A 15592-nucleotide genomic window follows, 5' to 3' on the forward strand; every position below is an offset into this window, starting at 1 on the left:
GCTACCTCACGTAGCATCGCCCTTACCCTCTCTGCGGATGCACGCTCAGGCGTCCCTCCATGGCAGCTTTGACGGAGTCACAGACCAAAAAATCCCACCAGCAGATTAGGGACAACGCGTAGATAAAGTACACCGTGATCATCGCCATTGACTGGGGTCGTGCGTGATTGCTCCTGTCGGCAAAAGATGTCCGGTACTCCGGCACACATGCACGCCGCCCGGGTGCGACCAAACGGCGTCACTTTCTCCTGTCCATCCAATCGCTCACTTAAGACTCCTTTAAGTCTTGCAGTCTACGTTGGATATGTCACATCGTGAAGTACCGGTCTGGCGCCCGGACGTACCGTTTGCGCGTCACGCCGGCAAGCTCTGCATTCACGGGAGATCTCATGCCATACGCACAGTGGATACCGACACTGGTGACAGCGTGCGCGATGACGGTCTCATCGGCCGGCTGTTCTGCCGGATTGTCCAGGCCGTCGCCGGCACCTGACTTCGCGCTCGCTTCGGTCGCCGCGAAGGCGCAGCCGCTCACCGCCCCCGGCTTCGTCAACAAGTTCTCAGCGCTCGTTCAGCAGAACGGGCCTGCTGTGGTCAATATCAGTTCGATCCCGAAGGAACAGATCGCCAACGCGCAGTCCCTGTGGCCGCCGGCAGCGAGTGAGCACGATCCCTTCCTGCAGTTTTTCAGGCAATTCCCGTCCAGTCCGCTCCCTGACGCGAGCACTCCGCCGCGCAATGTCGGCTCGGGTTTCATCATACGGCCGGACGGCTATATCCTGACTGATGCCCGTCTCGTCGCCGACGCCAGCGAGGTCAAGGTCAAGCTGACTGACCGCCGTGAATTCAAGGCGTCAGTTGTCGGCGTCGATCGGCCGAGTGGCATCGCACTGTTGAAAATTGATGCGAACGGCCTGCCCACCGTAACGATCGGCAAACCGTCCGACATGAAGTCCGGACAATGGGTCGTCGCAATTGGCGCGCCATACGGGTTCAAAAACGCGGCCACCGCCGGCATCGTCAGCAACACCGCGCGCCTTCTTCCACAAGAGACGTACATTCCGCTGATCCAGACGGATATGACAGCCACCACCGGCGACGAAGGCGCTCCCCTCTTCAATCTGAATGGCGAGACCATTGGCATTACCCTGATTGCGCGACCGCCTGAAGGCGCGTTCGAGGGAATTTCGTTTGCCATTCCGATCGATGCCGCGATGCGGATCGAACAGCAATTGCTACTTCACGGGCGAGCAGAACACGGGCATCTTGGTGTGACGATTCAGGACGTCACTTGGCCGCTCGCGCAGTCTTTTGGTCTGAAAAAACCAGTCGGAGCACTCATCAGCTCGCTGGACCGTAACGGTCCCGCGGCTCGATCCGGCCTGCGAAGTGGCGACATCATCCTGCAACTTAACGGCACCGACATCAACGACTCATCCCAACTGCCAGTCGCCGTGGCGGATCTTCGTCCGGGCACGTCTGTGCACCTTCAATACTGGCGTGATCACGGCCCTCATGAAACCGTTGTGGTGCTCGGCGCGATGCGCGGCGCCATGCTGGCTTCGATCGGTTCTGGTGCCGCGACGCCGGGCAGGTTGGGCCTGATGGTGCGGCGCCTGACACCAGATGAAAAACACCGTGCCGAGGTATCCAGCGGGGTCCGCGTCGAACAGAGTGCGGGACCGGCTGCTGTGGCTGGCATCCTCCCTGGCGATATTGTTCTGCAAGTCAACCATGAACCGGTGTCGGACCCGGCCCAGTTCCGCCAGAGAATAAGCGGCGCCCGGAATACGATTGCATTGCTGGTGCTGCGCGACGGTCAGCAGATGTTTGTACCGCTTGATTTGGGGTGAGCGCGTCCGTGCCGGACGCCTCATTAGTCTCAATGTATTCGATGGGGGTTGAAATGAAGTCAGGCTCGATCTTGCTACGCACATCAGTGGCCGCTCTGGCCGTCTTTGGCAGCCAGCTTGTACTGGCCGCCCCACTAGGTCTTCCACCCGCGCACGAGCAGGGTGCCATTACCTACCTGTCCGGCGGCATCGGAAACGACCAGTCTTCGGCGATCAAGAGCGTGATGAACAAGTACCCGCTCGCACTCGAATTCGTTGCTCGCACGAACGCCGGAAATGACTATCTGGCAGACGTGCCGGTGCAAATCTCCGATTCGCATGGCAAGGATCTGCTGAGCACGCAGTCAGATGGGCCTTTCATGCTCGTGTCGTTGCCGCATGGACGGTACAACGTGAGTGCCACCTACAACGGAAAGACCGAACATCGGCAAGTGAACGTTACCGACGAGACGCATACTCGCGAGATCTTCTTGTGGCCCATGTAGTCCACGTGACCATTTTTGTCACGCGGCAGTCATTGCGGGTAGAGACCCGTGCGAGCCATCCACAGCCATTTGAGTGGTGAAAGCGCGGTCACAGCCACTACCATCGGCGCGACCATGACTGAACCCGAGATCCACATCGAACCAGTTGCGATCGGATCAGTCCGGTAGTCGCGCCGAGCGGTGCCGAGGCACATCAGAACAGCCGTCGAGTGCGGTCGAGCCGTTACCCGCACAATCGACCACGCCGAGGAGACTGCTGATTCTAGTGCTGAGGTTGCCCGTCACGATCGCGGTGCTAGCGGTCACTCTCGGAATCTTCGGCGTTGTTTGGAGACTGTTCTGATGCGATACGCAAGGTGGCCAGTGGTCGCACGAGAGGATCGCTGCCCTGTCGGCGGCGGGCGCGGGAGGTTCCGTCGTTGCCTCATCCCCCGCCGGGGCACGCCGGAATGTTCATGCAGAGTCCGCGCTATTCCGGAATGCCCAGCCAAATGACTGGATCTCAGACTTGTGCAAGAGCGCGAGCTTAGCGAGACAACGCTCGCCCTTGGCAAGCAGGTGCACTTCCACCTGGCGGCGGTCCTGTGCACTGGGCTTTCGTTTGACGAGCCCCGCAGCCTCGCAACGGGACACGAGCGCAACGGTTCCGTGCGGCGACGCCTGCAGACGTTCGGCCAGTTCGCCGACAGTGGCCCAGTCCCGGTCAGGAAAGCCCTTCACATGTAGCAGCAACATGTACTGCAGAGGCGTGATTCCCTCGGCATGGACGATCGTCTCGGAAAAATGCAGGAAGCGCCGCAACCGATAGCGAAACTCAGACAGTTCCTCAAGTTCCTGCTTGGTTAGCCCGGCATCCTTTGAGCGAGTTCTGGTGCCCATAGCCTGCTTTCCCTGGGAGTTACGTTGAGTATTGGAAGTATGTCACTTGATGATCTAATATAAATGGAGATCGTGCCGATCGCAAAGACTTTCCGATGAACGATTTCCTGCATCGCAATACACGGGGGACGGCTCCGCAGCGGCGATGACCGCTCCGGAACACAGGTTCCGGATGAGGCTTTGCACTCCGACACCGGACAGGTCGTGTTTCACAGAGTCGCGAACGTGGTGAGGGACGGCCCCGGAACGGAGCAAATGGGATGAAACACTGTCTAATCGCCTGGGTGACAATCCTTGCTACTTCGATTGCAAGCGGTGCCGTGCACGCCTGTCCGGAAGACGGCTTCGACGTTGCCATGGCAAACCACCTAGATGCGAGCTCAACCATTCTGGCAAACGGGTTGACAGCGCAACGCGGTGCTCTTGCCCATGTTACCTACGTGCCCTCATCGCCGACCCGCGTGTGGTCCTTCTACCCTGTGCTCCCGAACGCCGACACGCATCGTTACAAACGACATACACATTTGCATGGCGACAGCTTCGAATGGCCGCAACACGATGATGGCAAATAGCCCCGGGCGGGACTGCGAAACCGGCTGCGTTGTCATCCCCTGGCCAGCCCCTTTCCGGCATCACGCGAATTCGCAGTCTTGCGCAATATCGTCAGTACGTCGTGCGTTGTCGATCCGGTCGTTTGCATGAACACAGCTCTCCCACGCGTCTTGCTGCCGCGGCCTCCCCATCGGTCCCACGACCAGACTTCAGGGACATTCCCGTGATAGCAAAGAACGCGTTCGCAGATTCGAACTCAAACGCATATGGGCTCGCGGATGCATGGAGTACGAGATGGCGCAAATTGCACAGGATCGCATGGACGACGGTCGCCGCAGGTGGTTGATAGCGACATCGGTTGCTGGAAGCATTGCTGGCGCTGCCACCCTTGTACCGTTCATTGATTCATTTGCCCCGTCCGAAAAGGCCAGGGCGGCTGGTGCCCCGGTTGCTGCGGACATCAGCAAACTGGAGCCGGGCGGGATGATGACCGTCGCGTGGCGCGGTGTCCCGGTGTTTGTAGTCAACAGGACGAAGGAAATGCTGGCTGCGGTGGTAAAGGCGAACGCGATGGTTGCTGATCCCGACACGACGCGACCGTTCTCGATGCCGCTACCGGCTTACTGCAGGAACGAATACCGGTCGCGGGCAGATCGCAAGGGCATTCTCGTCGTGGTGGGTGTCTGCACTCACCTTGGCTGTACGCCCAGACCGCGGTTTCAGGCCGGTCCGCAGGCCAATCTCCCGGACAACTGGCCAGGAGGGTTCCTGTGCCCCTGTCACGGCTCCACCTACGACCTTGCAGGCCGTGTATTCAAAGACAAACCGGCGCCGCAGAACCTGGATGTGCCGCGCTATATGTTCGATTCGCCCACGAGCGTACTGATTGGGAAGGATGAGCACGGAGAGGCATAACTGAGCATCACATCCAGCAGAAATGTGCAGCAAGCTTGCCTCGATGTCTGCCATGAAAGACGTCTCCGTAGGGCTGCAATATGGAGCGCGGGCGATGTCGTGCATAGTGTCCGGCGAATCAGCTACAAACATGGTTGTACTAATCGATAAATTAAATGTCACATCGTGAACAGGGGACCCGACGAGCGGCGATCGTGGCCCTGACTCAACAGCGCCCCAACCTCTGATAGAAGAGGCGAACGGGAACGGCCGCGGTTAACGCCAGAAAAGGGAACATAAAATGATCAATCGCTCAGTTAGCGGCAACCGGCAGCGCAGGACCGTGCTCAACGCGGCCGCTGCGGTCGGCATCATGCAAGTTGCGGCGCCTTTCGTGATCAGGGCGCGCGGAGATGAACCGGTCAAATTCGGACTCGACGATCCGCTCACGGGAACCTATGCGGAGCTAGGCAAGAACGAGCAGATCGGGTGCGAGCTCGCGATAGAACAGATCAATGCGAAGGGTGGGATTCTCGGTCGGCCTGCGCAACTGCTTGTGGAGGATTCCACCAGTGCCGATACCGGCACTGCGGTGCAGAAAGCCCGCAAGCTGATCGAACGCGACAAGGTGGATTTCTTGCTCGGTAACGTCAATTCTGCGATGGCACTTGCAACCGGCCAGGTATCGAACGAACTCAAGACGCTGCATATCGTAACAGGCGGCCATACCGATGCCGTGACCGGGACAAACTGCCACTGGAATGTCTTTCGGGTATGCAACACGACACGGATGGAAACCAATTCCGTCTCCAAAGTGCTCTTCGACAAGTACGGAAAGAGATGGTTTTTCATCACACCGGACTACGCGTTCGGGCATACGCTGCAGCAGGGGTTCGAAGCCAGCCTGAAGAAGTTCGGCGGCACCGAAGCCGGTGCTGCACTCGCACCTCTTGGGACGACCGATTATTCTTCATATCTCATCAAGGCCCAGGCCGCCAATCCGGATGTCATTCTGTTTCTGACGGCGGGCCAGGACGCGGTCAATTCGCTGAAGCAGGCGGTGCAGTTCGGTCTCGACAAGCATTTCCATATCGCGGGCGCGCAGCAGGAACTGGAGGTGCTCGAAGGATTACCGCCTGCGGCCCGCACCGGTACATGGGTGTTCGAGTGGTACTGGAATCAGCCCAACGTGCCCCATGTGGCGGATTTCGTCGCGGCGGTCCAGAAAAAAGCTGGCCGGGTGCCGACGGCGCGCCACTGGTTCGGATACGTTTCAGTGTGGACGGTCGCGCTGGTGGCGAATCAGGAAAAAACCCTGGATGCCGTGCGGCTTGCAAAGGCACTGGAAGGCTTCAAATTGCCGCCCGAAGTCGGCTTGATGCCAGATGCCCCCTTCTACCGCGCCGGGGATCACCAGTTAATGCCCGACCTGTTTGTCGGACATGCTGTCGCCAACCCACCCACGCCGGACGATCTTTTCCATGTCGACGCAATAGTCAAAGGTATCAATGCAGCGCTGCCGGTCTCCGAGAAGGGCTGTCATCTGAAGTGGGCGTGAGTATGGCGCGTCCACTGAAACAGCTGGAACGTCGAGGCGGCACCGGCAGTTCAGGAGAACACGCACTCAGCTAAAAGAGACGGCATGCAACGAACGAATGACCGTACGACAACATGCGGCTCCCAGGGCCTTGCCGTGTGAGCCGCCCGGAGATGCTCCCGGCGGAAACATGACACAACTCATCCTGTTTAACGTTTTCAACGGGGTCATTATCGGCGCGTTCTACGCGCTGATGGCGCTCGGTCTGTCCCTGATCCTTAACCTGAGCGGTGTCATCAATTTCGCTCATGGCGGGTTTCTCGCGATCGGCGGCTATCTGGCGTATACGCTGATTCCGTACACCGGATTCTGGGCCGCCCTCGTGATCGCGCCACTGCTAACCGCTATGTTCGGTCTTCTGATCGAGCGCGTGCTGATCAGGCGGCTCTATGGTCGCGACCCGCTGTACAGCCTGCTCCTCACGTTCGGACTGGCTTTCATGCTGCAGGACGGTACGCGCTATATCTGGGGGCCGCAAACGCTGCCCTACCAGATACCTGCCCTGCTCAATGAGCCACTTAGCAACACATTCTTTTTCCTCACAGGTTACCGGCTGTTCATGGTGGTTCTAGTCGTCGTAGTCGTAGGCGGCCTCTTCATGATTCTCAATCGAACCCGTCTCGGTATGCGTATCCGGGCCGGCACCACCGATCTGGAAACGGTATCGGCACTGGGTGTCAATGTGCGAATGCTGCGTAGTCTGAATTTTGGCCTCGGGATTTTTCTGGCGGGACTCGCCGGCGTGCTCGCGGCCGGCATGCTGGGCCTTGAACCAACCATCGGCGACTCACTCATCATGCCCAGTTTCGTTGCCATCATTGTGGGCGGTCTCGGCAGTCTGCCCGGCACGCTACTCGGAGGCATCCTCATCGGTGTCGCGTCGGGCGTAACCTCTGTCTTCTTCCCGTCAGCAACCGAGGCTGTGATCTACGTGATGATGGGTCTGGTGCTGCTGATACGGCCGCGCGGGCTGTTGGGCGAAGAAGGGAGAACACAGTGAGCGACGTGCAATATCGATGGGCCCGCACCCTCGTCATCTGGGTGGCGCTGCTCGCCATGCCTTTCTGGATCAACTGGATCGGCGGATATACCGCCTTGGGGACCCGGCTCCTCGTGATGGCACTGGCAGCCATGTCACTCAATTTCCTGCTCGGCTTCACGGGTGTCCTCTCGTTCGGCCACGCGGCTTATTTCGGGCTTGGAGCATATGGCGCGGGCATGACGATCCGGTACCTCGTCCCCAGCACGCCGATCGGGATCCTGGTCGGAGTCGCCGTGGGCACGCTTGCGGCGGCGATCATTGGTGCCCTGATCGTCAGGCTTCGAGGGGTGTACTTCGCGATGGCCACGATCGCGTTCGGGCAGGTGTTCTATTTCATCGCGTTCAGATGGAACTCGATCACCGGTGGTGACGACGGCCTATCAGGCTGGCACCGCATGCCGATCAATCTCGGATTCTGGACCGTCGATATCCTCAGTAACGGGATCGTATTCTATTACTTCGTTCTGTTTTGCTTCGCGCTCTCCGTGGCCATCATGGCCGGGATACTACGTTCACCGTTCGGCCGCACGCTGCTCGCCATCCGCGAAAATGAGCGGCGCGCACGCTTCCTCGGTGTACCGATAGAAAAACATATCTGGCTGTCGTTCGTCATCTCCTGCTTTTTCGTCAGCCTGGCAGGAACACTCTATGCCCTACTGAACAACTTCGCCGATCCCCACGGATTGCGCTGGGACCAGTCGGGCGAGTTCGTCATCATGTCAGTCCTGGGGGGGATGCGCTCATTATGGGGGCCGCTGATTGGCGCGGCCATCTTCGTCGTGGTGCAGGATTACATCTCCAGCCGGACAGAGAACTGGATGTCGTTTATCGGCCTGCTGTTCGTTCTGGTTGTCCTGTTCTTTCCGCGCGGCGTGCTCGGCATCATACGGAAAAAGGCGAACCCATGAGCTTACTTGCAGTCGAACGCGTCTCGCGTCACTTTGGCAACCTGCGAGCGGTCAACGATGTATCGATGAACGTCCAGACAGGCGAACTGAGAGCGGTCATCGGACCCAATGGCGCAGGAAAAACAACTTTCTTCAATTTGATCAGTGGATTCTTTCACCCCACGGCAGGACGTATCCTGTTCGACGGGAATGACATCACCCGCCTCCCTCCCCATCGGCGGGTGGCATTGGGTATGGCGCGCACGTTCCAGATCACTGAAGTATTTCCGGAGCTCTCGGTCCACGACAACGTGCGTATTCCCGTCGAAATCCAGTCCGGCTACCGACTGAGTGCGTGGCTCTCGCGTGCTGCCGCGGTGAAAATACATGACCGGGTTGACGAACTGATCACGATGGGTGGACTTGGCGCCAAGGCAAACCGCCTCGTAGGAGAACTATCGCTGGGTGACCAGCGCACCACAGAGATCATCATGTCGCTTGCACTCAGACCGCGACTGCTGTTGCTTGACGAGCCGACTGCGGGAATGGGCGACCAGGAAACCTACGACATTACAGAACTGATACATAACCTGCACAAGAATCAGGCACTCGCGATGGTGCTGATAGAGCATGACATGCGGGTCGTTTTCCAACTGGCCCAACGCATTATGGTGCTTGCCGAAGGACAGGTGCTCGCGGAAGGGACGCCTGTCGAGATTGCCGCGAATGGGGAAGTTCAGGCGGCCTACCTGGGAAAAGCAGTATGAACGTGCTGGACGCTGAAGGCCTGCAGACCTACTACGGAAAGAGCCACATCCTGCATGCGGTGTCGCTGCGGGTATGCGAGGGGGAGATCGTCGCTCTCCTCGGCCGCAATGGTGCTGGCAAGACAACGACGCTGCGTAGTCTGATGGGATTGACACGACCTCGGGAAGGTGCCGTGCGCATCTTCGATCACGCCACGTCCGCATGGCCACCCTACCGAATTGCCGAACTGGGTGTTGGATATGTGCCGGAAGGCCGGCGCATCTTTCCAGGACTGACCGTTGAAGAGAACCTCCTGGTGCCGCTCGCCCGCCCTGGCTCCTGGACAATCGAACGGGTCTATACACTTTTTCCCCGTTTAAAGGAGCGTCGTTCCAGCAAGGGCAGACAACTCTCCGGGGGCGAGCAGGAGATGGTCGCGATCGCGCGGGCCTTGATGCTCAATCCCAAACTTCTGTTGCTTGACGAACCGTCTCAAGGGCTCGCGCCACTTATTGTCCGAGAGGTCTTCGAAGTAATCGCCGGAATGCGCCGTGAAGGTATGTCCGTGCTTCTCGTCGAGCAGAACGTGAGGGCGGCCGTCGACATCGCCGATACCGCGTGTGTTCTCGATGACGGGCGGGTCGTCTTCACAGGTCCGGCTAGCGAGTTCGGGAGCGATGAAGCAAGAGTGCGCGCGCTAGCAGGTGCAAGCGTCGAGAATTGGGATGTACCGGATGCGGGCAGCGCGAGTCGCGATGGGCGGAGCAAGCGTAGCCCTCCTCCGTAGACAGCCGACGTCTCAGTAGCAAAATATCAATGGATACACGACTGCTGGCAATTCGTACCCCCCGGCTTCCCAATCCGGGAAGAATACCTAGGCCCGTAACCAGCGGAATGCGCGCCGCAACTCGTTCACCCCATCTTTCTCATACCAGCGGCCATGGGAAAGAATGACTCTCTCAGGGTTCCACTGGATCATCTTCTCGATCGCCGCCCTCAGCTCCTCCCGTCGCCCGATGAATGTCAAGCGCATATCACGCGGCATCTGCCCGTCTGGATCCTGCACACCCCCCAGGCGTGTCAACGTACGCATCGCGAATGAGTTGAGCTTCCGTGGCTCGAAGTTCTCGATGAGGTCGGTCAGAATCAGTGTTCGACTCGAGTAGTGAAAAAACTCAACTTCGGTCATATAGCTGCCGGCAACCGGAAGTGTCGCCAGTTCGGTATCCCATTCGTAACTGCGGCTACCTTCCAACGGCAGTCCGCGAAATCTGATGTGATTGCTCGCCTGTTCGCTGATGCCGGGTGCCAGATAAACAAACGCCTCAGGGAACGCAGCTCGCCATTCTGGTATTGACCAATAATGAAGTCGGTTTGGTCCGACAATCCATCGCGGTTCGCCGATGGCCTTGATCTCGGTCCTGAGTTCGACGGTCAGGTGTGTCGGTGAATGAATGAACAGATGCGAATCTGCGAGACGTATGACAGTCATTCTGGTAGGAAACGGCATCTTTGGCCAAGGCATGCCAAACCGGATAATCGGACCGTCGACGATCCAGAGATTCTCCGCGACAAACTTGAGCGTGTTCAACGGCGGATAGGTCGAATGCGAAGCGTCAATCATTTTCTGTCAGGAACCGCAATCTTCGACGGATGTATATGGTGACATACCAACGCATCTTGACAGCAAGCCAGCTCGTCTGAATCAGGCCCGCCGCTGGCTAAAAAGGTCTGCTTTGAATCTGTCACTATGTGATATAAAATATAGATGGGCCTTCTTGTGACTGGACTTGGACCAGAGGCGCGCGAAGCGCACGTCACAATGAATCAGGAAGACTCCGTGCGCCAGTGAAAACACCAAGTTCCGCCTCCGACACACGGTAGCCAGCCATCCGGAAGGTCCTCACCAATACGTCACCGGCGCCACCTAGCCGTCGCGCATGGCAATTCCGGGGCGATCGCAAACAGCACCGCGGCGACCGGGTGCAATTGATGGCCGTCCGTCCGCCTTTCGTGCACATCGAAGCCCCGCGGACCACATACAGGAGGTTACATCATGCTGGTCACTTTCCAATCGCCTGCCGCCCCGGAGGTTGTCATGCTCAGGAACCTCGCTGAATACTTGCTGACCCTCATCGGCAAACACCTCGGTACACGCGGGGTAATACGGCATGACGAAATGCCTCACGCAATCGTTCGCCTTGAAGCAGCGATTACTGAGGAAGCGCATGCGGAAATCGCGCTTGAATCGCTGTACCATTTGTCGAATGGGCGCAATTATGATGCGGACGATGATCGTGGTGGACTTGCGCGGCGGGCATGGCCGCTGCTTGATATGATGCGCGAGGCACGGCGGCAGAATGCGGATATTATCTGGGGTCTATAGACAGACTGTTATGAGGTGACACGACACTAGGTGCGATCTGCTCGGACAGAAGGATGGCGTGCGAGGCAGAGGAATCGTGTTGTTGACCTTCGATGCCCAGATAAAGCGATACGACTTCGCGCCAGTGCAGCACGTCTAGAGCGCTTTTCGTAATTCCTTGATGGTTGTAAAACACTGCCCCCTCGCAGCAACTATTGGCTCGATCCTTGTGCGCGTCAGCCTCTCATCGGCGAAACGCCGCGTGTAGCGATGTCGCTTCCCCGATAGGCAATGCTACATACGTAGGTTTCCATATTAATTTGCGAATAGCTCGTTGTTTCGTTGCCGAGGCATCTCTTGCTTCAGACATGTCAAATCGAAACCGCGTCCGCGAGAATGTAAACGCGCGCAAAGTCACAGTCAGACGTTACCGGATGCCGCGACCGTCATTGCGCCTGCCTTTCACGGCGGCGGATCGCCTGCTGTGGGACAGTGCACGGCGTCGCCCGCCTCAATCGGATGAACGCCCAACACACACGTCCCCGCCCTCTTCGCGATGAGCACCCGTGAGGCCTCGTAATCACAGCGGCCGCTGCGCGAATCGCACCACGAAACCGTCAGGGTCTGCAAAGGGTTCGGCGACACGTTCAGGTCAAGCGAATCTTCGGCTGGACGAGACCGTTGATCCGTTCCGCGGTCCACAGCAGCGTCGCCTTTCGAAATCCATGGAGAGCCTGCTGATGGCGCCGGTAGAGCATCGCGTGACTCAGTTGAGCGAAACGTCCGCGTATGAAACCGCCACGAAAGAGCCCGAAGCGCCCAAGCGTGCCGAACGCGTTGTAGTCGCTCAGTGAGACGAGCGAACCGAAATCGCGGAAACTGAAATCGGCAAGCGGCTTGCCTGCAAGCCACCCCGGAAGGTGACGCGCGAGATGCTCGGCCTGCTGCGTGGCGACCTGCGCGGTCGGTGCAAGTTGCCGTTCGTGACCGGCAAGCGTCAGGCTTGCGCAATCGCCGAGCGCGAACACGTGATCGTCACGCGAAGACTGCAGACTCGCTCCGACGACGATCTGGTTGGACCGGTTCGTTTCGAGTCCGTCGAGATTGTTCATGAAATCCGGCGCTTTGACGCCCGCTGCCCAGACCATCAGATCGGCTTCGACAAGCGTGCCGTCGCCGTGGCGAAAACCATTCGCCTCTGCCGCGGTAACACGCGCCGAAGTCAGCACGCGAAAACCGATATGCTCGAGCTGCGACTGGCTCGATGCCGATATCTCCGGCGGAAACGCCCCGAGCACGCGCGGGCCGCTTTCGAGCAGCGTCAAATTCAGCCGCTCTCGCACAGTCGGGTCTCCGTAACTCGACGCAACGTCAAGCAAGCGGCTCAGTTCAGCGGACAACTCGACGCCCGTTGCACCCGCGCCGACGATCGCCACACGCAGTGGTTCGTCCTTCGCGACGCTTCGAAATACGCGCGCTCGCAACGCGGCGTTGAACGCTTCGGCCTGCTTTTGACTGTCGATGAAATGGCAGTGCTCTTTCACGCCCGGCACGCCGAAATCGTTCGCCCGGCTACCCAGCGACAGCACAAGCACGTCGTACCCGACCGTTCGCGGACCGAGCACTACCTCGCCTTCCGGCGTCCTGAGCTCGTCGAGCTGAACCAGCTGCCGGCTTCGATCGAGCCCGTGCATTGCGCCGGGCTGATAGGTGAAGCCGTGATCGCGGGCATGGGCGAGATAGATCACCTGCTGCTGCTGAACATCGCGCGTGCCGGCTGCAATAGTGTGCAGCATCGGCTTCCATATGTGCGTCGGGCTCTTGTCGATCAGCGTGACGCTGGCCCGGCCGCTACGCCCTAACTGGTCGCCCAGTCGGGTAGCCAGCAAAATTCCAGCAATCCCGCCGCCAACGATGACAATCCGTACTGGTTGTGACATAATAAATTCAACGCGTGATGAATAAAATCGCATGGTAGCCGAAAGCACGAGCTCCGTCAAACCGTGGCGCTCCTCAGCGTCTCACGCGCCGTCGGTTGAACTTCGGCTGAATTGATATCCACAACTCACACCAAATGAACGACGTAACGTCAGGACCTGCCAGGCTGATCGAGAAAAAGCGTACCCGCGGACGACCCGCGCACAGTGCTTCCGTTGGTGCCGACCTCCTCCTGCGAAATGCCCGGCACACCTTCGCCAAGCGTGGATTCGACGCGACCAGCGTGCGGGAAATCGCGCGCGACGCGGGTGTCGACCCAGCGCTGATCGCGCATCATTTCGGGTCGAAAGAAGCGCTATGGGTTGCAGTGGTCGAGCAGATCGCGGTTCAGGCCGCGCCAATGATCGACGCCACAGCCAGGTTGCGCTCGGCCACGCTAGGTGCGCGTGAGCGTGTCGAACACGCAGTGGTTCTTTTCATCGATCAGATTTTCGACGAACCCGACATTGGGATGTTTTTTTCGACTGCCGCGACCGAAGAAGGCGAGCGGTTCGACATACTCATCGCGCGTCTGGTGCGCCCCTATCACGATGTGTTCGTGCCTTTGCTCGAAGATGCATCGAGGGCGAAGGAATTGAAACCGCACCACCCCGAAGTCATGTTTTCCATGCTGATGAACGCCATCAGCAATACCGTGGCTTACAGCCATATGCTTCGGGCTTTCTCGTCACTTCCCGAAGATCAGATCAGGTTCAAGCGCGCGGTGCGGGACACGGCGCTGAACATGATCAGAAAGTAATCAGCAACACCCAATGCGCTTCGCGACAAGCCCAGAATCCTCCACCTGCTTATCGTGCGCGTCGTCCCCTGACGCATTCGCTGCCCAAGAGAACTACCATGGCGATGACCGCCCCAAGGAACGTGTCCACGATCCGCTCGCCGACGAGGGCGAGGGGAGCGCTCGTCCCGCCCACCGCTGAGATGGTCAACGCGGTTGGGGTAATGAAGGTCAGGGCCAGGGCGTAGTGCCGCGCGGCCACGACTTCGATCGCGAACTGGAGCAGCGCGAGGACCCCGACGAGCCAGAGGCCTTCCGGGCCGACGATCTGGATCAAGCCAAAGACAGCCGCGCCCAAGACCGTGCCCACAACGCGGTGCACGGCCCGAATGGCACTTGAGCGCGAGACGTGGCTGCCCTGCAGCACCGCACCCGCGACCATAACCGTCCAGTAGGCGCGGTGCTCCCCAAAAGACAGGCTCAGCAGGCCGGCGCTGGCAACCGCAACAATCACCCTCGCGGCGATCGTGGCCGTTTCCCCGTTGAGCAAGCTGGGAGGAAACCGCATGCGCAAGCTGGGCGCTTCGCCCTTGCGCTGGCGCACAAGCGGCAGCGCGAGGGGTGCGATGACGAGCAAATACGCACTGAGCGCGCCGACCGCGACCAGAGAGGGGATCATAAAGACGCCAAGGGGCGAATCGCTGAAACGCGCGGAAGCGGCCAGATGACCGCTGACACCGGCGACCAGCACGAACTGCATCGGCCCGGGCGGGCCCATTCCGACACCGAGCACAATGATGCTGGCGAGCGCAGCTACGGCGACGAGGCAGGCGATGCTCAGCCACGCATTCGCCGCGCACAGTACGCCCAGCGTGGAGGCGGCCACGAACCCCGCCGCGACGAACGGCAAGGCCTGGAGCCGGTCGCCCAGGCGCAGCGTCGAGCCGTAGAGAGCCGTGAAGGCGCCGAGAGAAGCGATGAGCCCGAGTGACTGGTGGCCGGCCAGCATGAACGCGGTCAGAGGCACGCCCATGGCGACGCCCCCTCCGACGCCGGCCGACCACCGCCACGGGCCGTCGTTCAAGCCGAGCAGGCTTTTCAGTACGCGGGGCGGCAAGAAAGGTCTTCTCATTTGGGATTGTTCTGTGAAACCGCCAGGTAATTGGGTAATGAAATTTGAATCGAAGGCAGAGATCGCGTTTTCGCTCCGACGGCGCTCCGGATTGCACGTCTTGTCTGTCGACGCTTCAGAGCCGTATCCCGCAGGGCCGCAAGTGACCAACCGCCTTTTTTGCCGCTTCAAGACGGCCCTCTCCTGACGACGTCGGCCTACGCGTTCGTGCTACCAGTTCGTTTGTCGCAAGTGCCGCCTGCCTGGATCGATAACCCCTTCACTGTTCCTTCATTTCTTCCTGACGTAGATGCGCGTTGGCCGGATACAAGCCTCACAGGATTTCTGCCTGAGCGTGCTCAGCACAGATTGCAGAGCGGTCCGATAGGGTGCGCCGGCGGCGCTCGTAAGAGTACGATCTCACATGCTTAGGTCCTCAAAGGTTAGTTTCGCGTGGGGCGTGA

Annotated in this window: 15 protein-coding genes; 11 read left to right on the forward strand and 4 right to left on the reverse strand. The window is 59.3% G+C overall.

Translation table 11 applies throughout. The annotated features are described in order from the left end of the window. Positions 1–389: 389 nt before the first annotated feature. Positions 390–1853 (forward strand): trypsin-like peptidase domain-containing protein, encoded by a 1464-nt coding sequence (locus tag B0G69_RS33105; RefSeq protein WP_121324369.1) that lies wholly within the window; start codon positions 390–392, stop codon positions 1851–1853. Positions 1854–1906: 53 nt separating this feature from the next. Further along, a complete protein-coding gene (locus tag B0G69_RS33110) occupies positions 1907–2338 on the forward strand; it encodes a carboxypeptidase regulatory-like domain-containing protein (protein WP_241991595.1) in 432 nt (143 codons plus the stop codon). Positions 2339–2791: 453 nt separating this feature from the next. Here the strand turns inward: B0G69_RS33110 and B0G69_RS33115 are convergent, their stop codons facing one another. Continuing rightward, entirely contained in the window at positions 2792–3217 is a 426-nt protein-coding gene (locus tag B0G69_RS33115) for a MarR family winged helix-turn-helix transcriptional regulator (protein ID WP_121324371.1), read from the reverse strand. A gap of 260 nt (positions 3218–3477) precedes the next feature. Between B0G69_RS33115 and B0G69_RS40830 the strand changes: the two genes are divergently transcribed. From B0G69_RS40830 to B0G69_RS33145, 7 genes are all read left to right on the forward strand, one after another. Next, positions 3478–3789 (forward strand): hypothetical protein, encoded by a 312-nt coding sequence (locus B0G69_RS40830; protein ID WP_147440810.1) that lies wholly within the window; start codon positions 3478–3480, stop codon positions 3787–3789. A 274-nt stretch (positions 3790–4063) separates the two neighbouring features. Continuing rightward, positions 4064–4684, forward strand: a complete 621-nt coding sequence (gene petA / locus B0G69_RS33120; RefSeq protein WP_121324372.1) for a ubiquinol-cytochrome c reductase iron-sulfur subunit — start codon at positions 4064–4066, stop codon at positions 4682–4684. Positions 4685–4964: 280 nt separating this feature from the next. Next, positions 4965–6221, forward strand: coding sequence for an ABC transporter substrate-binding protein (locus tag B0G69_RS33125; protein WP_121324373.1), 1257 nt, complete (start codon positions 4965–4967; stop codon positions 6219–6221). Between the two features lie 169 nt (positions 6222–6390). After that, positions 6391–7260 (forward strand): branched-chain amino acid ABC transporter permease, encoded by an 870-nt coding sequence (locus B0G69_RS33130; protein WP_121324374.1) that lies wholly within the window; start codon positions 6391–6393, stop codon positions 7258–7260. Positions 7261–7316: 56 nt separating this feature from the next. Beyond that, complete coding sequence (locus tag B0G69_RS33135; RefSeq protein ID WP_121325077.1) at positions 7317–8210, forward strand: branched-chain amino acid ABC transporter permease; 894 nt, start codon at positions 7317–7319, stop codon at positions 8208–8210. Further along, positions 8207–8956 (forward strand): ABC transporter ATP-binding protein, encoded by a 750-nt coding sequence (locus tag B0G69_RS33140; RefSeq protein WP_121324375.1) that lies wholly within the window; start codon positions 8207–8209, stop codon positions 8954–8956. The genes B0G69_RS33135 and B0G69_RS33140 overlap by 4 nt, the downstream gene beginning before the upstream one ends. Next, positions 8953–9723, forward strand: a complete 771-nt coding sequence (locus tag B0G69_RS33145; RefSeq protein ID WP_121324376.1) for an ABC transporter ATP-binding protein — start codon at positions 8953–8955, stop codon at positions 9721–9723. The genes B0G69_RS33140 and B0G69_RS33145 overlap by 4 nt, the downstream gene beginning before the upstream one ends. An 87-nt stretch (positions 9724–9810) precedes the next feature. Here the strand turns inward: B0G69_RS33145 and B0G69_RS33150 are convergent, their stop codons facing one another. Continuing rightward, a complete protein-coding gene (locus B0G69_RS33150; RefSeq protein WP_121324377.1) occupies positions 9811–10560 on the reverse strand; it encodes a DUF4336 domain-containing protein in 750 nt (249 codons plus the stop codon). A gap of 432 nt (positions 10561–10992) precedes the next feature. Between B0G69_RS33150 and B0G69_RS33155 the strand changes: the two genes are divergently transcribed. After that, positions 10993–11322, forward strand: coding sequence for a DUF1840 domain-containing protein (locus B0G69_RS33155; RefSeq protein ID WP_121324378.1), 330 nt, complete (start codon positions 10993–10995; stop codon positions 11320–11322). Between the two features lie 626 nt (positions 11323–11948). Here the strand turns inward: B0G69_RS33155 and B0G69_RS33160 are convergent. Continuing rightward, entirely contained in the window at positions 11949–13241 is a 1293-nt protein-coding gene (locus B0G69_RS33160; RefSeq protein ID WP_121324379.1) for an NAD(P)/FAD-dependent oxidoreductase, read from the reverse strand. A 134-nt stretch (positions 13242–13375) separates the two neighbouring features. Here B0G69_RS33160 and B0G69_RS33165 point away from each other — a divergent pair, with 134 nt between their 5' ends. Beyond that, positions 13376–14038, forward strand: coding sequence for a TetR/AcrR family transcriptional regulator (locus B0G69_RS33165; RefSeq protein ID WP_121324380.1), 663 nt, complete (start codon positions 13376–13378; stop codon positions 14036–14038). Between the two features lie 49 nt (positions 14039–14087). Here B0G69_RS33165 and B0G69_RS33170 read toward each other — a convergent pair whose 3' ends face one another. Further along, positions 14088–15320, reverse strand: coding sequence for an FUSC family protein (locus B0G69_RS33170; protein ID WP_147440811.1), 1233 nt, complete (start codon positions 15318–15320; stop codon positions 14088–14090). Positions 15321–15592 lie beyond the last annotated feature (272 nt).

Origin of the sequence: Paraburkholderia sp. RAU2J (assembly GCF_003634845.1) — a bacterium.
Classification (GTDB): Bacteria; Pseudomonadota; Gammaproteobacteria; order Burkholderiales; family Burkholderiaceae; genus Paraburkholderia; species Paraburkholderia fynbosensis.

Coding starts and splice junctions, on each gene's coding strand:
- B0G69_RS33165 (WP_121324380.1), top strand. CDS start 13,376: ATGAACGACGTAACGTCAGGACCTGCCAGGCTGATCGAGAAAAAGCGT.
- B0G69_RS33130 (WP_121324374.1), top strand. CDS start 6,391: ATGACACAACTCATCCTGTTTAACGTTTTCAACGGGGTCATTATCGGC.
- B0G69_RS40830 (WP_147440810.1), top strand. CDS start 3,478: ATGAAACACTGTCTAATCGCCTGGGTGACAATCCTTGCTACTTCGATT.
- B0G69_RS33105 (WP_121324369.1), top strand. CDS start 390: ATGCCATACGCACAGTGGATACCGACACTGGTGACAGCGTGCGCGATG.
- B0G69_RS33110 (WP_241991595.1), top strand. CDS start 1,907: ATGAAGTCAGGCTCGATCTTGCTACGCACATCAGTGGCCGCTCTGGCC.
- B0G69_RS33155 (WP_121324378.1), top strand. CDS start 10,993: ATGCTGGTCACTTTCCAATCGCCTGCCGCCCCGGAGGTTGTCATGCTC.
- B0G69_RS33125 (WP_121324373.1), top strand. CDS start 4,965: ATGATCAATCGCTCAGTTAGCGGCAACCGGCAGCGCAGGACCGTGCTC.
- B0G69_RS33145 (WP_121324376.1), top strand. CDS start 8,953: ATGAACGTGCTGGACGCTGAAGGCCTGCAGACCTACTACGGAAAGAGC.
- B0G69_RS33160 (WP_121324379.1), bottom strand. CDS start 13,241: ATGTCACAACCAGTACGGATTGTCATCGTTGGCGGCGGGATTGCTGGA.
- B0G69_RS33135 (WP_121325077.1), top strand. CDS start 7,317: ATGCCTTTCTGGATCAACTGGATCGGCGGATATACCGCCTTGGGGACC.
- B0G69_RS33150 (WP_121324377.1), bottom strand. CDS start 10,560: ATGATTGACGCTTCGCATTCGACCTATCCGCCGTTGAACACGCTCAAG.
- B0G69_RS33140 (WP_121324375.1), top strand. CDS start 8,207: ATGAGCTTACTTGCAGTCGAACGCGTCTCGCGTCACTTTGGCAACCTG.
- B0G69_RS33115 (WP_121324371.1), bottom strand. CDS start 3,217: ATGGGCACCAGAACTCGCTCAAAGGATGCCGGGCTAACCAAGCAGGAA.
- petA (WP_121324372.1), top strand. CDS start 4,064: ATGGCGCAAATTGCACAGGATCGCATGGACGACGGTCGCCGCAGGTGG.